The sequence below is a fragment of the Aromatoleum buckelii genome (genome assembly GCF_012910785.2).
Lineage (GTDB): Bacteria > Pseudomonadota > Gammaproteobacteria > Burkholderiales > Rhodocyclaceae > Aromatoleum > Aromatoleum buckelii.
In genome coordinates this window covers 1,379,738-1,402,085 of record NZ_WTVH02000010.1, presented here as the reverse complement: position 1 = coordinate 1,402,085, position 22,348 = coordinate 1,379,738, and the positions used below count along the sequence as shown (strand labels likewise).

The 22,348-nt window shown below is 65.7% G+C and carries 19 protein-coding genes and 1 riboswitch; of the genes, 8 read left to right on the top strand and 11 right to left on the bottom strand.

All coding sequences use genetic code 11. The features are described from left to right. Nucleotides 1-233: 233 nt before the first annotated feature. The 7 genes from rluB to GO608_RS17250 form a co-directional block, all read right to left on the bottom strand. On the bottom strand, nucleotides 234-1,247 hold the full coding sequence (gene rluB / locus GO608_RS17280; RefSeq protein ID WP_169197631.1) for a 23S rRNA pseudouridine(2605) synthase RluB: 1,014 nt from the start codon (nucleotides 1,245-1,247) through the stop codon (nucleotides 234-236). Continuing rightward, complete coding sequence (gene scpB, locus GO608_RS17275; protein WP_169197632.1) at nucleotides 1,189-1,782, bottom strand: SMC-Scp complex subunit ScpB; 594 nt, start codon at nucleotides 1,780-1,782, stop codon at nucleotides 1,189-1,191. Before scpB ends, rluB begins: the two co-directional genes overlap by 59 nt. Further along, complete coding sequence (locus tag GO608_RS17270; protein WP_169197633.1) at nucleotides 1,763-2,593, bottom strand: segregation and condensation protein A; 831 nt, start codon at nucleotides 2,591-2,593, stop codon at nucleotides 1,763-1,765. Before GO608_RS17270 ends, scpB begins: the two co-directional genes overlap by 20 nt. Nucleotides 2,594-2,667: 74 nt before the next feature. Continuing rightward, a complete protein-coding gene (locus GO608_RS17265) occupies nucleotides 2,668-3,870 on the bottom strand; it encodes a tryptophan--tRNA ligase (protein WP_169197634.1) in 1,203 nt (400 codons plus the stop codon). A 9-nt stretch (nucleotides 3,871-3,879) separates the two neighbouring features. Then, a complete protein-coding gene (locus tag GO608_RS17260; protein ID WP_169197635.1) occupies nucleotides 3,880-4,539 on the bottom strand; it encodes a site-2 protease family protein in 660 nt (219 codons plus the stop codon). A 107-nt stretch (nucleotides 4,540-4,646) separates the two neighbouring features. Further along, nucleotides 4,647-5,276: an L-threonylcarbamoyladenylate synthase gene (locus GO608_RS17255; protein ID WP_169197636.1), complete on the bottom strand. Its 630-nt coding sequence runs from the start codon at nucleotides 5,274-5,276 to the stop codon at nucleotides 4,647-4,649. Nucleotides 5,277-5,349: 73 nt separating this feature from the next. Beyond that, nucleotides 5,350-6,192, bottom strand: coding sequence for a 3',5'-nucleoside bisphosphate phosphatase (locus GO608_RS17250; RefSeq protein ID WP_211159265.1), 843 nt, complete (start codon nucleotides 6,190-6,192; stop codon nucleotides 5,350-5,352). A 117-nt stretch (nucleotides 6,193-6,309) separates the two neighbouring features. Beyond that, nucleotides 6,310-6,398: riboswitch (glycine riboswitch) on the top strand. Between the two features lie 197 nt (nucleotides 6,399-6,595). On the opposite strand from GO608_RS17250, the gene gcvT reads away from it, so the two are divergent. From gcvT to GO608_RS17230, 4 genes are all read left to right on the top strand, one after another. Next, the gene (gcvT, locus tag GO608_RS17245) at nucleotides 6,596-7,678 is read left to right on the top strand and encodes a glycine cleavage system aminomethyltransferase GcvT (protein ID WP_169197638.1); all 1,083 of its coding nucleotides are present in this window, start codon (nucleotides 6,596-6,598) and stop codon (nucleotides 7,676-7,678) included. A gap of 94 nt (nucleotides 7,679-7,772) precedes the next feature. After that, nucleotides 7,773-8,159: a glycine cleavage system protein GcvH gene (gcvH, locus tag GO608_RS17240; protein ID WP_169197639.1), complete on the top strand. Its 387-nt coding sequence runs from the start codon at nucleotides 7,773-7,775 to the stop codon at nucleotides 8,157-8,159. Nucleotides 8,160-8,227: 68 nt separating this feature from the next. Continuing rightward, nucleotides 8,228-11,146 carry an aminomethyl-transferring glycine dehydrogenase gene (gene gcvP / locus GO608_RS17235; protein WP_169197640.1) on the top strand — a complete coding sequence of 973 codons (2,919 nt, stop codon included), beginning with the start codon at nucleotides 8,228-8,230 and terminating at the stop codon, nucleotides 11,144-11,146. A gap of 80 nt (nucleotides 11,147-11,226) precedes the next feature. After that, nucleotides 11,227-12,852, top strand: coding sequence for a glycoside hydrolase family 17 protein (locus tag GO608_RS17230; RefSeq protein ID WP_169197641.1), 1,626 nt, complete (start codon nucleotides 11,227-11,229; stop codon nucleotides 12,850-12,852). Here the strand turns inward: GO608_RS17230 and GO608_RS17225 are convergent. Beyond that, complete coding sequence (locus GO608_RS17225) at nucleotides 12,754-13,188, bottom strand: hypothetical protein (RefSeq protein WP_247003267.1); 435 nt, start codon at nucleotides 13,186-13,188, stop codon at nucleotides 12,754-12,756. The genes GO608_RS17230 and GO608_RS17225 overlap by 99 nt on opposite strands. 270 nt (nucleotides 13,189-13,458) lie before the next feature. Between GO608_RS17225 and GO608_RS17220 the strand changes: the two genes are divergently transcribed. Continuing rightward, nucleotides 13,459-16,176, top strand: coding sequence for a glycosyltransferase (locus GO608_RS17220; RefSeq protein WP_169197642.1), 2,718 nt, complete (start codon nucleotides 13,459-13,461; stop codon nucleotides 16,174-16,176). Between the two features lie 94 nt (nucleotides 16,177-16,270). On the opposite strand, the gene GO608_RS17215 is transcribed toward GO608_RS17220, so the two are convergent. Together GO608_RS17215 and GO608_RS17210 are read right to left on the bottom strand one after the other, a co-directional pair. Further along, on the bottom strand, nucleotides 16,271-17,140 hold the full coding sequence (locus GO608_RS17215) for a ChaN family lipoprotein (RefSeq protein ID WP_247003265.1): 870 nt from the start codon (nucleotides 17,138-17,140) through the stop codon (nucleotides 16,271-16,273). Between the two features lie 284 nt (nucleotides 17,141-17,424). Further along, complete coding sequence (locus tag GO608_RS17210) at nucleotides 17,425-18,351, bottom strand: LysR family transcriptional regulator (protein ID WP_169197644.1); 927 nt, start codon at nucleotides 18,349-18,351, stop codon at nucleotides 17,425-17,427. Nucleotides 18,352-18,464: 113 nt separating this feature from the next. On the opposite strand from GO608_RS17210, the gene GO608_RS17205 reads away from it, so the two are divergent. The 3 genes from GO608_RS17205 (at nucleotide 18,465) to GO608_RS17195 (ending at nucleotide 20,371) form a co-directional block, all read left to right on the top strand. After that, nucleotides 18,465-19,241 (top strand): ferredoxin--NADP reductase, encoded by a 777-nt coding sequence (locus tag GO608_RS17205; protein ID WP_169197645.1) that lies wholly within the window; start codon nucleotides 18,465-18,467, stop codon nucleotides 19,239-19,241. Between the two features lie 207 nt (nucleotides 19,242-19,448). Then, nucleotides 19,449-19,694 carry a biotin/lipoyl-containing protein gene (locus GO608_RS17200; protein ID WP_247003263.1) on the top strand — a complete coding sequence of 82 codons (246 nt, stop codon included), beginning with the start codon at nucleotides 19,449-19,451 and terminating at the stop codon, nucleotides 19,692-19,694. A gap of 149 nt (nucleotides 19,695-19,843) precedes the next feature. After that, entirely contained in the window at nucleotides 19,844-20,371 is a 528-nt protein-coding gene (locus tag GO608_RS17195) for a glycine cleavage system transcriptional repressor (protein WP_169197647.1), read from the top strand. Between the two features lie 11 nt (nucleotides 20,372-20,382). On the opposite strand, the gene GO608_RS17190 is transcribed toward GO608_RS17195, so the two are convergent. Further along, nucleotides 20,383-22,323, bottom strand: a complete 1,941-nt coding sequence (locus tag GO608_RS17190; RefSeq protein ID WP_169197648.1) for a CHASE domain-containing protein — start codon at nucleotides 22,321-22,323, stop codon at nucleotides 20,383-20,385. Between the last annotated feature and the right edge of the window lie 25 nt (nucleotides 22,324-22,348).

The following is a 22,348-nucleotide window of genomic DNA, read 5'->3' as shown; positions in this document are numbered from 1 at the left end:
ACGGGCTGAAAAACGAGCCCCGGCGCTTTGCATTTGCGCAAACTTTTATCGCCGGAACAAAGTTTTCGGAGTCTAGCACCAAAGCGCGGCGCAAAGGTAACCTGCCCGACGCCCGCCCGTTCGTCGCCGGCCTGCAGTCAGGGCCGACGCAAAAAATTCTTCCGCCGATCTTCGCCCCCCGCAGCCTGCAGCCACCGCGTCATTGGTCCGCCGCGCCCGCTATCGGCTGCGCATCACCTCGGGGTGGTGCGGTGCAGGCGGGTCTTGCGCACCTGCTCGCCGGGGCGTGCGGCCTGGCCCGGCGGCTTCGGCAAGCCGGCCAAAGCACACACTTCGGCTTCCGGCATCTCCATCCACATGCCGCGCTTGAGCCGCGACGACAGCGTCACCGGACCGTAGCGCACCCGCATCAGCCGGCTGACGGTGAGGCCTACCGCTTCGAACATGCGCCGGACTTCCCGGTTTCGGCCTTCGGAAAGCGTCACCCGGTACCAGTGGTTCGCGCCCTCGCCGCCTTCGTCCGAGATCGACGTGAATCGCGCGAGCCCGTCCTCGAGCTGGATGCCGATCTTCAGCGATTCGATCTGTTCGTCGTTGAGCTGCCCGAGCAGGCGCACGGCGTATTCACGCTCGAGTTCGTAGCGCGGGTGCATCAGGCGATTGGCCAGCGTGCCATCGTTCGTGAAGAGGAGCAGGCCCGAGGTATTGAAATCGAGCCGCCCGACCGCGATCCAGCGTCCCTTGCGCAGGATCGGCAGCCGCTCGAACACCGTCGGGCGCCCTTCCGGGTCCTCGCGCGAGACGATTTCGCCTTCGGGCTTGTGATAGATCAGCACACGCGGCGTGCGCACCGTGAAACGCAGCGGAATCAGCTTGCCATTGTATTTGACGCGGTCTCCCGGGCCGATTTTCTGGCCCAGTTCGGCAGGCAGGCCATTGACCGAGATTCTCCCGGCAACCACCCATTCCTCGATTTCGCGGCGCGAGCCGATGCCGATCTGCGCCAGCACTTTCTGCAGCCGCTCGGGTTCGGCAAGCACGGTGTTTTCCTGGTCGCCGCGTCCGCCGCCCGCGGGCGCGCCAGCGCGCGGCGGACGTGCGAGCCGCGCGCCTTCCCCGGCGGCCGTCGACGAGCGCCCGCCGGCACGCGGCGGAGGCCCCGACGGATGCCTGCCCGGCTCCGCCGTCTCAGCGTTCTTCTTCGTCGGGGGCCGCAGCGGCCGCTTCGATTTCTTTGGTGTCGACAAGGTCCATGATCCTTTCAATTTCGGTTAGCGCGGGCAATTCGGTCAGGCTGCGCAGCCCGAGGTCGTCGAGAAAGCGCCGCGTGGTCGCAAACAGCGCGGGGCGGCCGGGGGTGTCGCGGTGACCGACGACGTCGATCCAGCCGCGCGATTCCAGCGTCTTGAGCACGTTCGGCGAAACGGCGACGCCGCGGATGTCCTCGATGTCGCCGCGCGTCACCGGTTGACGGTAGGCGATGATCGCCAGTGTCTCCAGTACTGCACGTGAATATCGCGGCGGCTTTTCCTGCTTCAGCCGGTCGAGGAAGATCTGATATTCCGGCCGCGTCTGGAATCGCCAGCCGGAAGCGACCTGCACCAGTTCCGCGCCGCGATCCGACCAGTCGGCGCGCAGGTCCTCGAGCACGCGCCGGATGAAGTCCGCTCCCGGGTCTGCGTCGAACAGCTGCCGCAGGTCGCCGACCGTCAGAGGTTCCGATGCCGCGAGCAGGGCCGCCTCGACGACGCGCTTGCAGTCTTCAGGCGTCGTCGGCTGCATTGGCGAGCTTCACGTAGATCGGCGCGAAAGGCTCGTTCTGCGCCACTTCCACGAGCCTTTCCTTGACGAGTTCGAGCACCGCGAGAAAACTCACGACGAGTCCCGCGGGTCCGCGCGCGGGTTCGAACAGCGTATCGAACACGACGAAAACGCCCCCGCCGAGCTTGCGCAGGATCGCGCTCATGTGCTCGCGCACCGACAGCTCGTCCCGTCTCACCTGGTGATGCTGCGTCAGCCGCGCCTTCTTCATGATCTTCAGCCACGCGAGCTGAAGGTCGTGCAGGCTCACTTCCGGCAGCCGCTCGACGACCTTCTCGGCGACGAAGATGCTCACCCGCTCGTAGTCGCGCTCGGCGCGCGGCAGCAGTTCGAGCCTGGCCCCCGCCAACTTCATCTGTTCGTAATCGAGCAGCCGGCGAACGAGTTCCGCGCGCGGGTCGCTGTCGTCGCCGGCGCCTTCGCGCTGCGGACGCGGCAACAGCATGCGCGACTTGATCTCGAGCAGCGTCGCGGCCATCAGCAGGTAGTCCGCCGCGAGTTCGAGATTGTGGCTGCGCATCGCCTCCACGTAAACGAGATATTGCGCGGTCAGCGCTGCCATCGGGATGTCGAGGACGTTCAGATTCGCTTTGCGGATCAGGTACAGCAGCAGATCGAGCGGGCCCTCGAACGCCTCGAGGAACACCTCGAGCGCGTCCGGCGGGATGTATAGGTCCTTCGGCATTTCGAGCAGCGGCTCGCCGTAAAGGCGTGCGACGGCCTCGATCTGGGTGACCGTCTCCGCGGGAAGGCGCTCGAGGGGAAGATTCATTGCGGAAGACGTCCGAAGCCGGGGCGGTTCACCGTCGCGCGGCGGCGGCAGGGCCGCCTCGCTGACGGGGCGATTCAGGAGTACGAAAGCCCCATTGCCGCGCGCACGTCGCGCATCGTCTCCTCGGCAAGCTCGCTCGCACGCTCGCAGCCCTCGGCCATGATCCGGCGCAGCAGGGCGGGATCCTCGACGTAGGGCTGGGCGCGCTCGCGCATCACGGCCTGCTCCTTCAGGATCGCGTCGATGACCGGCTGCTTGCACTCGAGGCAGCCGATGCCCGCGCTGCGACAGCCCTCCTGCACCCACGCCCGCACGCCGTCGTCCGAATAGATCAGATGGAACTGCCACACCGGGCACTTGTCCGGATCGCCCGGGTCGGTTCGGCGCACGCGCGCCGGATCGGTCTGCATCGTGCGGATTTTCTTCGAGATCGAGTCGGCCTCCTCGCGCAGGAAAATCGTGTTGCCATAGCTCTTCGACATTTTCTGGCCGTCGAGGCCGGGCATGCGCGCGGCCTCCGTCAGCAGGGCGCCGGGTTCGACGAGGATCATCTTGCCGGTGCCTTCGAGATAACCATGCAGGCGCTCCTGATCCGCGAGCGCGAGGCTCTTCGCCTGTTCGACGATCCCCTTGGCCTGCTCGCGCGCCGCATCGTCGCCTTCCTGTTGGAAACGCGTGCGCAATTCGGCGTACAGGCGGGCGTTCTTCGAACCGAGCTTCTTCATCGCCTCCTTCGCGTTGTCCTCGAACCCCGGCTCGCGCCCGTACAGGTGATTGAAGCGCCGCGCGATCTCGCGCGTGAACTCGACGTGCGGCAGCTGGTCCTCGCCCACTGGCACCTTGTCGGCGCGGTAGAGCAGGATGTCGGCCGACATCAGCAGCGGATAGCCGAGGAAGCCGTAAGTCGACAAGTCCTTGTGCTCGAGCTTTTCCTGCTGATCCTTGTACGTCGGCACGCGCTCGAGCCAGCCGAGCGGGCAGAACATCGACATCAGCAGGTGAAGTTCCGCGTGCGCCGGCACTTTCGACTGGATGAAGAACGTCGCCTTCTGCGGATCGACACCGGCCGCGAGCCAGTCGACCAGCATGTCCCAGACGCTGTCGGCGATGATCTGCGGGCTGTCATAGGCGGTCGTCAGCGCGTGCCAGTCGGCGACGAAGAACAGGCAGGGGTATTCGGCCTGCAGCTCGACCCAGTTCTTGAGCACGCCGTGGTAATGGCCGAGATGGAGTCGCCCGGTCGGGCGCATGCCTGAAAGAACACGTTGTGCGTACATGATCGGTAATCAAAATCCAAAAAGCGTCGCAAGCAGGACCCGGAAAGCGGCCATCATCGGCCACAGCAACTGTCCGAGCACCCCGGTGAACAGCAGCACGAGAAGAATCGGAAAGCCGTACGGCTCGATCCGCGAATATTTCCACGCGAGCCGGTGCGGCAGGAGGCTTACCGCGATCCGGCCCCCGTCGAGCGGCGGAATCGGCAACAGGTTCAGCAACATCAGCACGGCGTTGATCTGCATGCCCGCGTCGGCCATCTTCATCATCGGAATCGTATAGAGGCTGTGCGGCGTGCTCACCGCAATCTTGAACAGCACTGCCCAGCCGATCGCCATCATGAAGTTCACGAACGGCCCGGCCGCTGCCACCCACAGCATGTCCGCCTTGGGCTGGCGCAGCCGGCTGAAATCCACGGGCACCGGCTTGGCCCAGCCGAACAGCACGCCTCCGCCGCCGAACAGGCTGCTGAGCGTCAGGATCGCGCCGGGGACGAGGATCGTGCCGACCGGATCGATATGCTTGAACGGGTTCAGCGTGATGCGACCGGCCAGATGCGCAGTGGGATCGCCGAAATGTCTCGCCACGTATCCGTGCGCCGCCTCGTGGAGCGTGATCGCAAGCAGCACCGGCAGCGCCCAGATGGCAATGGTGGAGATCAGCGAATCCATGACGTCACGGTGTAAAACGGTGCATTCTAGCAGAGCACGGTCGCGCCCCCTTCATCGCCGTGCCCGACTCTGGGCGAAGCCCGGAACTTCGGGGGCAGGACCGGACACTATGCTTCGAGACCGAACGGTGACGAATCGCCTTTCCCCGCCCGGACGAGCACCGGAACGCCGGAAGTCAGATCGATGATCGTCGTTACTTCCGGCCCGCAGAAACCGGCTTCGATGACAAGTTCAACCTGTTTTTCCATGCGGTCGCGGATTTCCTCCGCGTCGGTCAACGGCAGATCCTCGCCGGGCAGCAGCAGCGTCGAAGTCAGGATCGGCTCGTCCAGTTCGGCGAGCAGCGCGGCGACCACCGGATGGTCGGGGACTCTCAGGCCGATCGTCTTGCGCTTCGGGTGCAGGACCCGCCGCGGCAGCTCCTTCGTGCCCTCTAGGATGAACGTGTAGGGCCCGGGAGTCGTGGCCTTCAGCAAGCGGTACTGCATGTTATCGACCCGCGCATAGGTTGCGATTTCCGAGAGGTCGCGGCACATCAGCGTGAAATGGTGCCGCTCGTCCACTGCGCGGATCTTGCGGATGCGCAGCAGCACGCTCGCGTCACCGGTCAGGCCGCCCAACGCGTATGCGGAGTCGGTCGGAAACGCCACCAGGCCGCCCGAACGCATGATTTCGGCAGCCTGGCGAATCAGCCGGAGTTGAGGCTGCTCGGGATGAAGTACGAAATATTGAGCCATTCGGATTTTTATTGATCTTGATTTTTTCGATTTTGATTGTCGGGGACCGGGTGCAACCCGGCCCGGCCGGATTTCATCCCGGCCTTGATTCCAGTCGCGACCACACCGGCACGAGATCCGGCGGCAGCGGCGAACAGCGCCCGAGATCGACAGGGCTTTCCTTTTCGCCGTGGAAATCGGAAGCGCGCGACGCGAGCAGCTTGCGGCGACGGGCGACACTCGCGAACCTGAGCACTTCCGCGTCGCTATGCGCTCCGGACACCACTTCGACCGCTTCGCCGCCGCACGCGGCAAAGCGGTCGAACAGGGTTTCGAGTTCGGCCTCGGAAAAGCGGTAGCGCGCCGGGTGGGCGATGACCGCGATGCCGCCCGCGGCGTGGATCCAGCCCACCGCGTCTTCGAGCGTTGCCCATTCGTGCTCGACGTACCCCGGCTTGCCGCGCGCGAGATAGTGGCGGAACACCGTGCCGACATCGGGCATCAGGCCGCTCGCGACGAGGTGGCGGGCGAAATGCGCGCGGCTCACGAGCGCCGGGTTGCGGGCGAATTTTCGCGCACCTTCGAGCGCTCCGTGAATGCCTGCCGCTTCCAGCGCCGCGCCGATGCGCACCGCCCGTCCGTCCCGGCCGGCCCGCACTTCGGCGAGCCCCGCGAGCAGTCGTGGATGATGGTGATCGATGCCCAGGCCGACCACGTGCACCGTCTCGCCGCTGAAGGAAACGGATATCTCGACGCCCGGCACCAGCCTTATCCCGACTTCGGCCGCAGTCGCGATCGCCTCGTCGAGACCGCCGACCTCATCGTGATCGGTCAGCGCCAGCAGCGTCACCCCATTGGCCGCTGCGCGCCGCACCACCTCCGCGGGCGCGAGCCAACCATCGGACATCGTGGAATGGCAGTGCAGATCGGCGTTCATCGCTATCCTTTCGGGGCAGGTTCTGCTCATCGGACAGCGGCAAGTCCGCGAGGATCCGCGATGATAGCAAACGCCCTGCTGCCCGTTGCCAGTTCCGGTCCCCGAATGCTATCGTCCGCCGGTCGCGCGGGAGAGCACTCTCCCCCGAGAGTCGCCGAAGGCGTAACCCCCCAGGAATCGCTCAGGCAAAAGGACCGCCGACAGAACACAATTCTGGAGAGCGATGCGGGCCGGGAAACGTCGAAGCGTTCCCGGCCGGCGCATCCACCGAAGGGGCACCCGGCGTCGGCCGGAATCTCTCAGGTACAAGGGACAGATGGGGCGACGCTCGCTTGGACGGGTCTCGCCCCGTTTTGCATTTCGACCTTCGTAACCGAACCGGTGTCACCCCAAGGAGCCTCCCGTGGCAAAACACACCCCTCTTCACGCCGTTCATGTCGCCGCCGGCGCCCGCATCGTCGATTTCGCCGGCTGGGACATGCCGGTGAACTACGGCTCGCAGATCGAGGAACACCACGCCGTGCGCCGCGACGCGGGAATGTTCGATGTCTCGCACATGCTCGGCCTCGACCTCGGCGGCCCGGACGCGACGACGTGGCTGCGCGGCCTGCTCGCGAACGACGTGGCCAAGCTGCACGAGCCGGGCAAGGCGCTTTACAGCTGCATGCTCAATCCCGACGGCGGCGTCATCGACGACCTGATCGTCTATTACTTCTCCCCGACGTCGTACCGCATCGTCGTCAATGCCGGCACCGCGGACAAGGACGTCGCGTGGATGCGCCAGCGCATCGCGGCGACCGGCGCGAACGTCACGCTCGAGAGCCGCCGCGACCTGGCGATGATCGCCGTGCAAGGGCCGAACGCGCGCGACAAGACCTGGGCGGCGCTGCCCGACACGCGCGCCGCGAGCGAAAGCCTGAAGCCGTTTTCGGCGGCCGCGGTCGGCGACCTGCTGATCGCGCGCACCGGCTATACCGGCGAGGACGGTTTCGAAATCACGCTACCGGCCACGCGTGCCGAAGCGGTGTGGAACGCGCTGGTCGCGGCCGGCGTCACGCCGTGCGGACTCGGCGCGCGCGACACGCTGCGTCTCGAAGCCGGCATGAACCTGTACGGGCAGGACATGGACGAGACGGTTTCGCCGCTCGATGCCGGCCTCGCCTGGACTGTCGACCTGAAAGATGAATCGCGCGATTTCGTCGGTCGCGCCGCGCTCGTCGCAAACCCCGCCCGCCGCAAGGTGCTTGGGCTGATCCTCGAGGACAAAGGCGTGCTGCGCGCGCACATGACGGTATTCACCGCCGCCGGCGAAGGCGAGACGACCAGCGGCACTTTCTCGCCGTCACTCGAAAAATCGATCGCCTTCGCCCGCCTGCCGTTCGGCGTCGAGCCGGGCGAGGCGGTCGAAGTCGACATCCGCGGTCGCCGCCTGAAGGCGCGCACGGTCAAGCTGCCGTTCGTGCGCAACGGCAAGACGCTGGTCTGAGCCCGTTCCCTCAAGGCACGCCATTTTCTCACGCCCTGCAAACGGCGTCGGACACTCTGTCCTGCGCCTGAAACCCTCACCCGTGGAGCCTCCCATGAGCAACGTTCCCACCAATCTGAAATACACCCCGTCTCACGAGTGGATCAGCGTCGACGCCGACGGCATCGTAGTGGTCGGCGTCACCGATCACGCCCAGGAAGCCCTCGGCGACGTGGTGTTCCTCGAGCTGCCCGAGGTCGGCCGCACCCTCGCTGCCAGCGAGGCCTGCGCGGTGATCGAGTCCGTCAAGGCCGCCTCCGACATCTACGCGCCAATTTCCGGGGAAGTCGTCGAATCGAACCAGGACGCGGTCGACGCGCCGGAATCGGTGAATGCCGACGCCTATGCGACCTGGCTGTTCAAGATCAAGCCGGACGGCGTGTCCGACCTCAGCAAGCTGCTCGACGCCGCCGGCTACGAAGCCGTCATCGCCAACGCCTGATCCCGCCTCAGCCGCATTCCCTCCGGGCCGCTGCGGCGGTCCCGGAACATCCAGTCGAGTCACCTGCCATGCCGAACGCCTCCCCCGACGCCGCGCTGAACGCGCCGCTCTCGCAGCTTGAACAACGCGACGCCTTCGTCGGCCGTCACGTCGGTCCCAACGCGACCGAAATCGCCACGATGCTTGCCGCCGTCGGCGCGCCCGACCTCGATACGCTGATCGGCCAGACCGTGCCACCGGCGATCCGGCTCGCCGCGCCGCTGCCGCTCGAAGGGCCGAAGCCCGAGCACGAAGCGCTCGCCGAACTGCGCGCGATCGCGGCGAAGAACGTCATCAGGAAATCGCTGATCGGCATGGGCTACTACGGCACGCACACGCCGGCGGTGATCCTGCGCAACGTCATGGAAAACCCGGGCTGGTACACCGCTTACACGCCGTACCAGGCCGAGATCGCGCAGGGCCGGCTCGAAGCGCTGCTGAACTACCAGCAGATGGTCATCGACCTGACCGGGCTGGAGCTCGCGAACGCGTCGCTGCTCGACGAAGCGACAGCGGCGGCGGAGGCGATGACGATGGCGCGGCGCGTAGCCAAGTCGAAATCGAACGTCTTCTACGTCGATGAAGCGTGCTTTCCGCAGACGATCGACGTGGTGCGCACGCGGGCCGGGCTGTTCGGCTTCGAGCTGAAGTTCGGCCCGGCGCAGGACGCGGCGAATGCAGACGCTTTCGGCGCGCTGCTGCAGTACCCGAACGAGCGCGGCGAGATCATCGACCTCAGCGGCACGATCGCCGCCCTGAAGGCGAAAGGGGCTGTCGTCGCGGTCGCTTCCGACCTGATGGCGCTGGTGTTGCTGAAGTCGCCCGGCGCGATGGGCGCGGACATCGCGCTCGGCTCGGCGCAGCGCTTCGGCGTGCCGATGGGCTTCGGCGGCCCGCACGCGGCGTTCTTCGCGACGCGCGAAGCGAACGTGCGCGCGATGCCGGGGCGCATCATCGGCGTGTCGAAGGACGCGCGCGGCAAGACGGCGCTGCGCATGACGCTGCAGACGCGCGAACAGCACATCCGCCGCGAGAAGGCGAATTCCAACATCTGCACGTCGCAGGTGCTGCTCGCGAACATGTCGGGCTTCTACGCCGTCTATCACGGCCCCGAGGGACTCCGCACCATAGCCGCGCGCATTCACCGCCTTGCGGCGATCCTCGCCGAAGGCCTGCGGAGCGCGGGATTCCGCGTCCTCTCGAATGCGTTCTTCGACACCTTGCAAGTCGAGACCGGCGGGCGGACCGCCGATCTGCTTGCGGCGTGCGAAGCGGCGGGTTATAACCTGCGGCACGCATCCGGTACCGTCCTCGGCCTGTCGGTCGATGAGACAACGACCGGCGCCGAGGTCGCGCGGTTGCTGTCGCTCTTCGGCGCCAGCACCGATGTCGTCGCGCTCGACGCGCGCGTCGCCGACGCGGGCGGCGCGATCCCCGCTGCGCTGCTACGCGACGACGCGATCCTCGCGCATCCGGTGTTCAACACGCACCACACCGAGCACGAGATGCTGCGCTACCTGAAGAAACTGCAGAATCGCGATCTCGCGCTCGACCATTCGATGATCTCGCTCGGCTCGTGCACGATGAAGCTCAACGCGACGAGCGAAATGATCCCGGTCACGTGGCCGGAGTTCGCGAACCTGCATCCGTTCGCGCCGCACGAACAGGCGCAAGGCTATCTCGAGATGATCGACGGCCTCGCCGATTTTCTGAAAGCGGTTACCGGTTTCGCCGCGATCTCGATGCAGCCGAACTCCGGCGCACAGGGCGAATACGCGGGCCTCGTCGCGATCCGGCGCTACCACGACAGCCGCGGCGACACGCACCGGCGCGTGTGCCTGATCCCGAAGTCGGCGCACGGCACTAACCCCGCGACTGCGCAAATGTGCGGCATGGACGTGGTCGTCGTCGGGTGCGACGAACGCGGCAACGTCGACCTCGCAGATCTCGAGGTGAAAGTCGCCCAGCACGCCGACCGGCTCGCGGCGCTGATGATCACGTACCCCTCGACGCACGGCGTGTTCGAGGAATCGATCCGCGAGATTTGCGCCGGCGTGCATCGCCACGGCGGCCAGGTGTACATGGATGGCGCGAACCTCAACGCACAGGTGGGCCTGACGTCGCCCGCGACGATCGGCGCCGACGTCAGTCACATGAACCTGCACAAGACGTTCTGCATTCCGCACGGCGGCGGCGGACCGGGCATGGGGCCGATCGGGCTCGCTGCGCACCTCGCACCGTTCATGGCCGACCACGTCGTCGCGGCGACCGGCGATGAAACGCGCCCGAACAAGGGCCAGGGTGCGGTGAGCGCGGCACCGTTCGGCTCGGCAAGCATTCTGCCGATCTCGTGGATGTATATCGCGATGATGGGCGCTGAAGGCCTGAAGCGCGCGACCGAAGTCGCGATCCTCAACGCGAACTACGTCGCGAACCGCCTCGCCGAGCACTACCCGGTGCTCTACACCGGTTCGCAGGGCCGCGTCGCGCACGAGTGCATCCTCGACATCCGCCCGATCAAGGCGAATACCGGCATCAGCGAGGTCGACATCGCCAAGCGGCTGATGGATTACGGCTTCCACGCGCCGACGATGTCGTTCCCGGTCGCCGGCACGATCATGATCGAACCGACCGAATCCGAGGATCTCGGCGAGCTCGATCGTTTCATCGCGGCGTTGATCGCGATCCGCAACGAAATCCGCGAAGTCGAGAACGGCGCGTGGCCGGCGGACGACAACCCGCTGAAGAACGCCCCGCACACGCAGGCCGATTTCATCGCTGCCAACGGTGCGGAATGGAACCGCCCGTACAGTCGCGAACAGGCGGTTTTCCCGCTGCCGTGGGTCGCCGAAAACAAGTTCTGGCCGAGCGTCAATCGCATCGACGACGTCTATGGCGACCGCAATCTTTTCTGCGCGTGCGTGCCGGTAGAGGACTACGCGAGCTAGAATCGCCCCCCTTCGCCGGGAAGCCACGCCAAGCCAGGCGTGGCTTTTTTCATGTATCGGCCCGACGTTTCACCCTCGACATGCCCTACTTTCGCCCGCCACGCTGGTCCTTCATTCCCTGGCTCGCCCTGCTGCTCGTTCACGTCGTGGCGCTGGCAGGCCTCGGCATGGTGATCGCGCGCCAGATGCAGCCCGTCCCGATGCATGACCTGCAGCTGGCCGACGACGAGCGGATGAAGTGCGTGTCCTATGCGCCCTATCGCCTTCCCGGTCAGACGCCATACGACGAGACGTTGGTGATTTCGCGCGAGCAGATCGTCGCCGATCTGACCGCGCTGTCGCGCATGACCGAGTGCGTGCGCCTCTATTCGGTCACTCAAGGGCTGGAGCAGGTGCCGGATGTCGCGCGGGAACTCGGGCTCGGGGTGCTGCTCGGCGCGTGGATCAGCGCCGACCGCAAGCGCAGCGCGATCGAGCTCGACCGTGCGATCCGCATCGCCAACGACAACGCCGACGTCGTGCGCATGCTGATCGTCGGCAACGAGGTGCTGCTGCGCCGCGAGCGCACCGAAGACGAGTTGCGGGAGCTGATCGCGTATGCCGCTGCCCGCACCGAAGTGCCGGTGACGTATGCGGACGTGTGGGAATTCTGGCTCAAGCATCGGAGTCTGGCGGGCGCCGTTGACCGGGTCACCGTGCACATCCTGCCCTTCTGGGAGGACGATCCGGTGGGGATCGAACACGCGGTCGCGCATGTCGCGACGGTTTTCGAAAGTGTCCGCGAACACTTCGACAAACCGGTGATGATCGGCGAAACCGGCTGGCCGAGCGCCGGGCGGCAGCGCGAAGCGTCGCTGCCGTCACCCGTCAATCAGGCTCGCTACATCCGTGAATTCATCCACCGCGCGCATGACAAGGGCTGGGACTACAACCTCATCGAGGCCATCGACCAGCCGTGGAAGCGCCGCCTCGAAGGCACTGTCGGCGGCTACTGGGGCGTGCTCGATGTCGACCTGGCACCGAAGTTTCCGCTCGCCGGCCCGGTCGCCGCACGCGACACCTTCGTCGCGCCAGCGCTCGGCGCCGCGCTCGGCGTCCTGGTGTGCCTCGCCGTGGCCGCCGGAGGGCGCTCGAAGAGGCGCACGCCGCTGCAACTCGGTGCCCTCGCCGCGATGGGGGCGGTGGCAGGGGCAGTCGCCGTCCTGCACTGGGAACACGCCCAACTTGCGTATCGGAACGGGCTCGAATGGGTGTTGCTCGGCTTCGTCTTCGCCGTCGGCATGCTCGTGCCCCTGACCCTCGCCCGCTGGTCTCCGGAAAGCGGGATACGGTCGGGCGTGTCGGCATGGACCGCGTGGCAGCGCGGTCGCCTTGCGTCGCTCGATGCGTCGACGTGCCTCGGGCTGCTGCGCGTCGTGCTGCTGTTCGCCGCCGCGGTCGGCGCCTTGCTGCTGTTCGTCGATCCGCGCTACCGCGACTTCCCGTCGCTGCTGTTCATCGTGCCGGCCCTGACTCTCGGGGTCATCGGGTGGTTCGCGAACAGCCGCCACGCGGCCGAGGAGCGGCTGTGCGCAGCCGTGATCGCAGTGTCCGTCGTCGGCCGCTGGCTATCCGAGCCGCTGAACCCGCAGGCCGCCGTCTGGCTCTTCACCGGCCTCCTCCTTGCCGCGCCGACGCTGCGGGCGGCCGCGGGCGAGGACCAATAGCGACAGCAGCGCACCGACGGCCGACGGGTCGAAGCTGTACAGCACCAGCCCGGCGAGCCCGCTGAACCACCCTCCCCACGCGAGCGGGCGATGGCGCAGCACGAAGGCCGCAACGCCGCACGCGAGGCTCAGCCAGCCCAGGCGCTGGTCGAGGAAGGACTGCACCAGCAGCCATTTTGTCGCGCACCGCGCTCCGAACCCTTCGCCAAGCGCCCCACTGCAGTCGAGCGGGAACGCGCCCGCTTCGAGCAATCCGTAGCGCACACCGAGCACTGTCGCGAGAAGCACGGCGCTCGCGGCGACCAGCGAAATACGGCTTCGATCGTATTGACGCAAATTATTTTTCCTCAACTCCCTTTTCCCTTACAAATCAAGCATCCGCCTGCGGACCTACTTCCTGTTGCAAATTGCACACAGGGAAACTTTGCTAAGCAACTGAAAAAACGAATAAACTTCGCGCCGCATCAGTTGCGGTCGAGCTGGTGAATTGTGTCACAAGCCCGGCCAGGATTGATTTTTGCGCTGCGTCATACCGCAATTCCGAAGCATGGCGAGGAATGACGGGCCGCGGCGATCGATCAACCCCCTGTGGGGATCCCGATTTTAATGAAATACGCCGCTTCGCTGATTTACCGTCTGATCGTAGCGTTGATTCTTGCCGGCCTGGTTGCCGGCGCCCAATACCTCATCGCGGAGCGGTGGAACCGCGGCACCGAGTTCATCGGTGCCGGCAACAGCATTCGCGGCTATGCCTACAGCCCTTTCCAGCGTGACCAGAGCCCGCTGAAGGGGACTTATCCGAACGAAGCCGAAATTGGCGCCGACCTCGACCTGCTCGCGCAGACGGGTGAGCGCATTCGCACCTACGGCAGCATTGAAGTTCCGGCGATCGCGCGGCTGGCGGGCGAGCGCCGGCTGACCGTTACGGCGGGCGCATGGCTGTCGCCGGACCCCGAAGCCAACGAGCGCGAAATCGCCGCGCTGATCGAGTCCGCTCGCGAGATGCGGCACATCGAGCGCGTAATCGTCGGCAACGAAGTACTGCTGCGCGGCGACCTCAGCGTCGCAGAGCTTTCCGCCTATCTCGACAAGACACGCAAGGCCCTGCGACGACTCAAGGTGCCGGTGTCGACGGCCGAGCCATGGCATGTCTGGCTGAAGAACCCGGAACTGGCGAAAAGCGTCGATTTCATCACCGTCCACCTGCTGCCCTACCACGAAGGGGTGCCGGTCGAATCCGCCGTCGATTACGTGATGATGCGCTACGACGAGTTGGTGAAAGCGTTCCCGAGAAAGAAGATCGTTATCGGTGAAGTCGGCTGGCCGAGCCGCGGTCCGGTCATGAACAGTTTCGGCGAGGAGGAAACGACTTCCGTGCCGTCGGTGGAAAACGAGGCTCGTTTCATCCGCGAGTTCCTCGCCCATCCACGCAGCTCGACGCTCGACTACTTCATCATGGAAGCGATCGACCAGCCGTGGAAAATCCAGCTGGAAGGCTGGGCTGGGGCCTACTGGGGCATGTTCAACGCCGAGCGTCAGGCGAAGTTCCCGCTCGAAGGCCTCGTCGTGCAGGATATCCGCTGGCACGAGAAGGCCCGAATGGCTGCGTTGATTGCGCTCGTGCCGATGTTCCTGATCTGCTTCCTGCTGCGCGACTGGAGCATCCTCGGACGGCTGTGGCTCTCGGCGCTGATCCAGGCCTGTGCGGTGACGCTGGTGATCGGCGCGAACGTCCCGGCCGATTACTACCTGACGCAGCGCGACCTGGTCGGTCTGACCATGCTGATCGGCGCCACGGTGCTGACGATCGCAGTGCTGCTGTCGCACGGTTTCGAATTCGGCGAGGTGCTCTTCAAGCGACGCTGGAAGCGCCGCTTCCTGCCGCTCACGCCGCTCGCCACCGAACGCGAACCGTTCGTGTCGATCCATCTGGCCTGCTGCAACGAGCCGCCGGAGATGGTGATCGCGACAATCGACAGTCTGGCGGCGATGAACTACGGCAATTTCGAAGTGCTGGTGCTCGACAACAACACGAAGGACGAGGCGCTGTGGAAGCCGCTTGAAGCACGCTGCGAGGAACTCGGCCCGCGCTTCCGCTTCTTCCACCTCGAGAACTGGCCGGGATTCAAAGCCGGGGCGCTTAACTTCGGCCTCAAGCAAACCGACCCGCGCGCCGAAGTCGTCGGCGTTGTCGACGCGGATTATGTCGTCTCGCCCGACTGGCTGTCCTGCCTGATCCCGCACTTCGATGCCGCCGACGTCGCCGTCGTGCAAGCGCCGCAAGCGCACCGCGACTGGGAAACGCAGCCGTTCCGCCGCATGTGCAACTGGGAGTTCGATGGCTTCTTCCGTATCGGCATGCATCACCGCAACGAGCGCAACGCGCTGATCCAGCACGGCACGATGACGCTGGTGCGGCGACTCGCGCTCGAGGAGGTCGGCGGCTGGTCCGAATGGTGCATCTGCGAGGACACGGAACTCGGGCTGCGCCTGATCGAAAAAGGCTACGACACGCGCTACGTCGATCACATCCTGGGCCGCGGCCTGACGCCGTCCGACTTCGCCGCGATCAAGAGCCAGCGCTTCCGCTGGGCGTTCGGCGCGATGCAGATCCTCAAGCATCACCTGCCCGCGATGCTCGGCCCGAGCCGGCTGAACATCGCTCAACGCTACCATTTCCTTACCGGATGGTTCGCGTGGCTGGGTGACGCGCTGCAACTCGTGTTCGTGTTCGCGAGCCTGGCGTGGACGATCGGCATGCTGTACATGCCTCAGGAGTTCGGCCTGCCGGTATCGGCGCTCGCGCTGCCGATCCTCGCCTTCATGGCGTTCAAGGGCGGCCTCGGGCCGATCCTGTACCGGCGGACGATGGACGCGCCGTGGAAGGACATCCTCGGTGCGTCGATCCTGTCGGTCGGCATGGCGCATGCGATCGCCCGCGGGGTGTTCGCCGGCCTGATCAAGAGGCACGGGGAATTCGTCCGCACGCCGAAGGGGTGGAAGGATAAAGGCACGCTCGCATTCTTCTCGCCGATCCGCGAGGAAATCGGACTGCTCGTCGCGCTGATTCTCGGCTCGGTGGTGCTGGTCTGGTTGCGCGGCGCGCAGGATCTCGAAGCGCAGCTATGGGTCGGCATTCTCGCGCTGCAGTGCATCCCCTACCTCGCCGCGATCGCTTGTCAGGTCGCTTCGTACATGCCCGAACGCCCTGCGGCAACGATCGAGCCGGCGCCCGAAACCAGGCCTTCAGCGAGCGTCACCCCGATCACGGAGGCGAGCGCGGCGCCGATCGTCGAAGTCGAGGCAATGCGTGCGCGCGGCTGACCTGCGCCGGAGTCCCCATCACACGTTCTCGGCAAAGCGGGGGTAAGACGCCGAAGCGGTCGATTTCCGGTATCGAGGGGAGCGATGCCGGAAATCACTTCTCCATTTTCTTCATGCGCCGCTCAAGCCCCTCGCAAGGCGTACCCTGCTGCATGGCCACCGGCGGCGTCACCCACAGGATCTCATGCGCCGCCGCGAACTGTTTGCCGAAGCGGTCGAGCGGCGCGAGTTCATCCGCAATGCGCAGCTCCGGAGAGCGGGCGCGGAAGCCGATATTGAGCTGGCGCAGGTTCGGCGCACGCTGCGCGACCCGTTCATAGACCCCCATGTTGTTCTCGACATGGCCCAGGCCGAGAATCACGACCACCGGTTCAAGGGGCCGTTCGGCTGCGAGCGCGGTCACCGCCATCGTCATCGTGTCGTTGCGGGCCAGCCAGGTCGCGTACAGGCGCGCCACGAGCTCGGCCGAGGCGAAGCCGCAATGCGCTGCGTTCAGCCGCTCGTACATCAGCTGTTGATACGCTGGATCGACCAGCCCGCTGTCGGGAAACTGGGTCCGCTCGACGGCGTTGAGCCCGTCGATGCCGACCCGGCTGATGCGGCGTCGCAGGCTCTGCGGAAGATCGATCCCGGCGACACGCAACCGATGGGTGCGCGCGAATTCAAGCAGTGGCCCGTAGTCGCGCCACTCGGTGCCTGTCTGCCAGCCGAGTTCGTCCCGCAATCGCAGCACTGCGGCGTTGTCGTGCGCGGGAACCTGGGGCATCGACACGAAGCTCATCAAGTCGCTGGTTTGCGGGACGGTTACGAACTCGAACGCAATTGCCGGACGGCGGCCGGCAGCGACGAGGTCGGTCACGATTTTCAGCTGGGCGGCATGATGATGCGGGTTGCCGTGCTGTTCCCCGAGATAGATGACATCCGCGGCAGCGATCCGCCGGGCGAGCACTTCGGAATCGAGCACTGCGCCATCACCGGCCGCATGGAGTGTTTCGCCGGACGGACCGGCAGGTGCGGCAACGCCGGACGGAATGCTCGTGACAAGCGCCACCGCAAGGACGGCCGCCCGGGAGGCCGGCCGAATAAGATCCCGAATCATCATCATCCCTCCGGATGAGTTGCCTGTCGCGCCGGCATCCTTGGTCCACGGACCAGTCCGGATTGTCGCGCTCCTTGTCGCGCGGCCGACACGCTTCACGCTGCTGCGAGTTCCGGTTTCACCTTGGCACGGCGTCCCATGCACGACGGTCAGCGAATGTAACTCAGCGCGATCTCGTCGCTGCGCCGGGCACCCGCAGTCATCTCGCGACACAGTTCGAGAAAAGCCTGCATACCCGGGGTGCGGAACTTCTGCCGGTGCCACAGGAAATGGAAGCGCCGTCGTAGGTCCAGCCATGGCGTCTCGACGGGCACCAAGCTGCCGCGCCGGAACGCTTCGCGCAGCGCCAGCCGCGAAATGCAGCCGACGCCGAGGCCGGATTCGACGGCACGCTTGATCGCCTCGGTGTGCTCGAGCTCGAGCCGCACGTCGAATCGCCCTTCGACGTGGCGCATCGCCTGGTCGAAGGTCTCGCGCGTGCCTGACCCGATCTCGCGCAGAATCCAGGGCTGCTCCAGGAGGTCTTCCTCGTCGGCGATGGCGCGCGTGGCAAGCGGATGCGCCGGCGCGCAGAACACCACCAGTTCGTCTTCGAGCCACGGCACGACCTCGAGTTCGGCATGCTGGCATTTGCCTTCTATCAGTCCCAGGTCGAGTTCGAAGCTCGCCACCTGCTGGATGATCGTCGCCGTGTTGTGAACGCCGAGACGGATGCGGCTGTCGCTGTGCCGCTGAAGGAATTCGGCGACGATCAGCGTCGCGAGGTAATTGCCGATCGTCAGCGTCGCGCCGATGTCCAATGTCCCGTAGCCGGTTTGCCCCCGCAGCAGGGCCTCGATGTCCTCAGCACGATCGAGGAACTCCACCGCGCGCGGCAGCAGCCGTTCGCCCAGCTCGTTCAGCCGGACGGACTTTCCGACGCGGTCGAACAGCTGCACGTCGAACTGGCGCTCGAGCTCGGCGAGCCCGCTGCTCGCCGCCGACTGCGACATCGAAAGTGCCTCGGCAGCACGGGAAATGCTGCCATGGCGAGCGACGGCGACAAAGATCGCGAGCTGCCGAAGCGTGTAGCGCATATCGGAAATGTCTCTAACGAATATCTGAATTACCCGTTCAGTAGATATTACGCCCATCCTAGAATTGCAATCGACGAACCTACCCGGCTTTCAACTCATTCAAAGGCAAGGCCATGAGCAATCTCGCTGTCGAACGTGTCCTGAGCGTCCACCACTGGAACGACTCGCTGTTCAGCTTCCGCACGACGCGTGACCGCGGCCTGCGCTTCGAGAACGGCCAGTTCGTAATGATAGGCCTCGAAGTGGATGGCCGCCCGCTGACGCGCGCCTACAGCATCGCAAGCCCGAACTACGAGGAGCATCTCGAGTTCTTCAGCATCAAGGTGCCGAACGGGCCGCTCACGTCGCGGCTCCAGCACCTCAAGGAAGGCGATCCGATCGTCGTCAGCAAGAAACCGACCGGCACGCTCGTGCTGCATGACCTGAAGCCGGGCAAGCGCTTGTACATGCTCGCGACCGGCACCGGCCTCGCCCCGTTCCTGAGCTTGATGCAGGACCCGCATACGTACGAGCGCTTTGAGCATGTCGTGCTGATCCACGGCGTGCGCACCGTGTCGGAACTCGCCTACCGCGACTTCATCACCCGGGAACTCGCGGACAACGAGTTCTTCGGCGAAGACGCGCGCAACAAGCTGATCTATTACCCGACGGTCACCCGCGAGCCGTTCGTCAACCAGGGACGCCTGACGGAGCTCATCGAGACCGGCAAGCTGTTCGAGGACATCGGCCTGCCGCCGCTCGACCGGGAGCATGATCGGGCGATGATTTGCGGCAGCCCGGCGATGCTCAAGGACAGCTGCGCGATGCTCGACGCGCGCGGTTTCAAGATCTCGCGCCATATCGGACAGCCAGGCGACTACGTGATCGAGCGCGCCTTCGTCGAGAAGTGAGGCCGGGAGGAGTAGACTTCTCCGCTTTCTCTCCCCGGAATTTCCGATGATGCCTTGCAGACCGGCAGTTGCCGCACGGGTTGCGCGCGACAGCTGCACCATGTTCGTGGAGGGCGGCGTCGCAATCCGTACCACGCAGTGCCCGCTGGCCGCACGGTCATCCTGCGAAAAGGGGGAACGACGTTGGGCCGCATAGTGGAAATCCGCATGCCGAAATATCCGGAGTGCTGGGACAGCTGCGGGTCGTGCCGAACCGGCGAAGTGTTCGTCCAGAGCGTACTGGTCCGCAACGGCGAAAAAATCGGCACCGACGAAACGCTGATCGTGCTCGAAACGGGCAAGGTCGCGCTCGACATTCCCAGCCCGTATGCCGGAATCCTTGTCGATGTGCGCGTCGAGGAAGGCGATCCGATCGACGAAGGCGAAGTCATCGCGACGGTCGAAGTGGACTGAGCGCGTACGGCGATTGCTGGCACGGAGCCACTTCGGACCGCGGCATGAGCGCACCGGGCGCCCGGAAGGATAGAATTCCCGGATGCGGCTCCCGCACAGCGCAGAGCCCCTTCCCATTCCCCTTCCCACGACCCGACGGAGGTGCATGCGTGTCCAGACTACTCGTTCTCACGGTGATCGGCGACGATCGCCCCGGGCTCGTCGAAGAGCTTTCGTCGGTCATCACCGCCCATCACGGCAACTGGCTCGAATCGTCGATGGCGCAGCTCGCCGGCAAGTTCGCCGGCCTGCTCAAGATCAGCGTGCCGCCCGAACACGTGCAGGCGCTGGAGACCGCGCTGGCGAAACTCTCGGCGCTGCGCGTCATGGTGGAATGCTCGATGGACAGTGCCGCCGAGACAGCCCATCGCCATCGCCGGCTGTCGTTCAGCCTCGTCGGACACGACCGCATCGGCATCGTTCGCGAAGTCTCTCAGGTGTTCGCGCGCCACGGCGTCAACGTCGAAAAACTCGTCACCCGCACGTCGACCGCGCCGATGTCGTCCGAGACGCTGTTCCACGCCGAAGCGGAGCTGAAGGCCGGCGAGCATGTCGATGCCGACGCGCTCAAAGCCGATCTCGAGCGTCTTTCGAACGACCTGATCGCCGACATCAACCTCGACGAGCTGGTCGGCTGACTTCACCGGGGTCAGTAGCAGACGCGGTTGCGCCCATCTTCCTTCGCGCGGTACATCGCCTCGTCGGCACGCCGCATCAACGCATCCTCGTCGGTGCCGTGGTCGGGATACAGCGCGATGCCGATGCTCGACGAGATGCTGGCCTCTTCACCGTCGATGACGAAAGGCCGCTCGAGCGCCAGGCGGATCTTCTCGGCGACCACCTCCGCGTCGTGGCCGGACTCGATCTCCGGCAGCAGCACGACGAATTCGTCGCCGCCGCGCCGCCCGAGCATGTCGCTCGAGCGGACCGCATGCTGCATCCGCCTGACCGCTTCGCGCAGCAGCTGATCGCCGGCGTGGTGCCCGAGCTCGTCGTTGACGCGCTTGAAGCGATCGAGATCCACGAACAGCAGCGCGAAGCGGTGCCCATAGCGCTTCGCCTGGTCCACCGCATGCGTCAGCTGCTCGCTGAACATCAGCCGGTTCGGAATGCCGGTCAGCACGTCGTGCGTCGCCAGGTGGGCGATGCGGCGCTCGACGTCCTTGCGCTCGGTAATGTCCAGCAGCACGACGATCGCCCCCCTCAACCCGCCTTCGGCGTGCGTGAGCGGAGCGTCGGACACCAGCGCGGTCAGGAGCTGTCCGTCGCCGCGCACGAGATCCGTCTCGTAGCGTCTGCCCTGCCCCCTGGCCAGCCGCGCGAGGATCTGTACGCGCGTCTCGGCCTTGCCGCCTTGCCATAACTCGTCGAGCGGCCGGCCGAGCAATTCCGCTTCGCTGCGTCCGAGGATCTCCGCCAGGCTGGGGTTCACGAAAGTCAGGCGGAATTCCTCGTCGGTGGCCGCAATTCCCTCCTGCGCCACATTCACGAGCGTGCTGTAGCGGCGTTCGCTGTGCTGCAGCGACGCCGTCGTCCGCGCGAGCGCCCTCGCCCGCTCGCGCGTCAGCGCGAAAAACCATGTCGCCATGACGAACAGCAGCCCGACCATGCCGATCGCGGCCAGCTCGGCGCGCTGCACATCGAACTGGGGCGCATACCCGGGCAGCGCGTCGAGCCTCACCAGCCATGTTCGACCGGCCAGCGTGAGGCGCTTGACGCTCACGAAGTCGGGCTGCTCGTCGGCAACGCGCTCGGGATGGCTGTCATAGAGCAGGGCTTGCGAGTTTTCCACTTCGTCGAAAACCCTCAACCGCACGCCTTCCGAATAGAGCCCCAGCATGCCCCGCATCAGGTCGGTCATGCGGAACGGCATATATACCCAGCCGTGCAGCGCCCGCCACCGCTCGTCTTCGGTCGCGAGCGGCATGCCTTCGACGAACACGGGAGTGTAGATCAGCACCCCCGCCTGGACGTCGGCAGTCGTTTCCTGGACCAGGACAGTCCTGCCCGACATCGCGGCGCCGCCGGTACGCAGCGCGCGCTCCATCGCCTCGCGCCGCACCGGTTCGGAGTACATGTCGTAGCCCAGTGCGCGCTGGTTGCGCCAGTCGAACGGCTCGAGCATGACGATGCTCGAATAGCCGTCGCGCACCCCCTCCGGCCACACGCGATAGGCGTCGAACCCTTCGGCGCGCAGCGCGTCGACGTGGGAAGGGAGCTCTCCGGGCTCGAGCCAGAGCGTGAAGCCGAGACCCTGAACACCGGGAATGTCCTCTCCCAGCTTCAGCGTACGGACGTACTCACGCCATGTTCGACGATCGACCCTGTCCATCACCTCGAACAGGCCCCGCCCACCCTGCAACACGAGGCGGTACGCAAGAAACCGTTCGTCGATGCGCACCGCAATCTCAGCAGCTTCCGACTCGAACTGGCCAGCGATATCGCGCTGATATTCCTCGGATTGCTGTTTCCACACGACCCACGTGGCGAGCGCCGCCAAGGCCGCGGCGAGCAGCGTCATCGTCAGAATGCGGCCGGGGCGGCGCCCCCGCCAGCTTCCGGCACTCCCGATGCTACGGTCGTCGGCCATGCTTGCGCCTCTTGTGTTCGTCACG

Excerpts from the sequence above, each read along its gene's own strand:
- scpB (WP_169197632.1), bottom strand. The coding sequence starts at position 1,782 with ATGCAGCCGACGACGCCTGAAGACTGCAAGCGCGTCGTCGAGGCGGCC.
- GO608_RS17270 (WP_169197633.1), bottom strand. The coding sequence starts at position 2,593 with ATGAATCTTCCCCTCGAGCGCCTTCCCGCGGAGACGGTCACCCAGATC.
- GO608_RS17265 (WP_169197634.1), bottom strand. The coding sequence starts at position 3,870 with ATGTACGCACAACGTGTTCTTTCAGGCATGCGCCCGACCGGGCGACTC.
- GO608_RS17210 (WP_169197644.1), bottom strand. The coding sequence starts at position 18,351 with ATGCGCTACACGCTTCGGCAGCTCGCGATCTTTGTCGCCGTCGCTCGC.
- GO608_RS17250 (WP_211159265.1), bottom strand. The coding sequence starts at position 6,192 with ATGAACGCCGATCTGCACTGCCATTCCACGATGTCCGATGGTTGGCTC.
- GO608_RS17230 (WP_169197641.1), top strand. The coding sequence starts at position 11,227 with ATGCCCTACTTTCGCCCGCCACGCTGGTCCTTCATTCCCTGGCTCGCC.
- GO608_RS17255 (WP_169197636.1), bottom strand. The coding sequence starts at position 5,276 with ATGGCTCAATATTTCGTACTTCATCCCGAGCAGCCTCAACTCCGGCTG.
- GO608_RS17220 (WP_169197642.1), top strand. The coding sequence starts at position 13,459 with ATGAAATACGCCGCTTCGCTGATTTACCGTCTGATCGTAGCGTTGATT.
- gcvP (WP_169197640.1), top strand. The coding sequence starts at position 8,228 with ATGCCGAACGCCTCCCCCGACGCCGCGCTGAACGCGCCGCTCTCGCAG.
- gcvH (WP_169197639.1), top strand. The coding sequence starts at position 7,773 with ATGAGCAACGTTCCCACCAATCTGAAATACACCCCGTCTCACGAGTGG.
- GO608_RS17260 (WP_169197635.1), bottom strand. The coding sequence starts at position 4,539 with ATGGATTCGCTGATCTCCACCATTGCCATCTGGGCGCTGCCGGTGCTG.
- GO608_RS17190 (WP_169197648.1), bottom strand. The coding sequence starts at position 22,323 with ATGGCCGACGACCGTAGCATCGGGAGTGCCGGAAGCTGGCGGGGGCGC.
- GO608_RS17205 (WP_169197645.1), top strand. The coding sequence starts at position 18,465 with ATGAGCAATCTCGCTGTCGAACGTGTCCTGAGCGTCCACCACTGGAAC.
- GO608_RS17200 (WP_247003263.1), top strand. The coding sequence starts at position 19,449 with ATGCCGAAATATCCGGAGTGCTGGGACAGCTGCGGGTCGTGCCGAACC.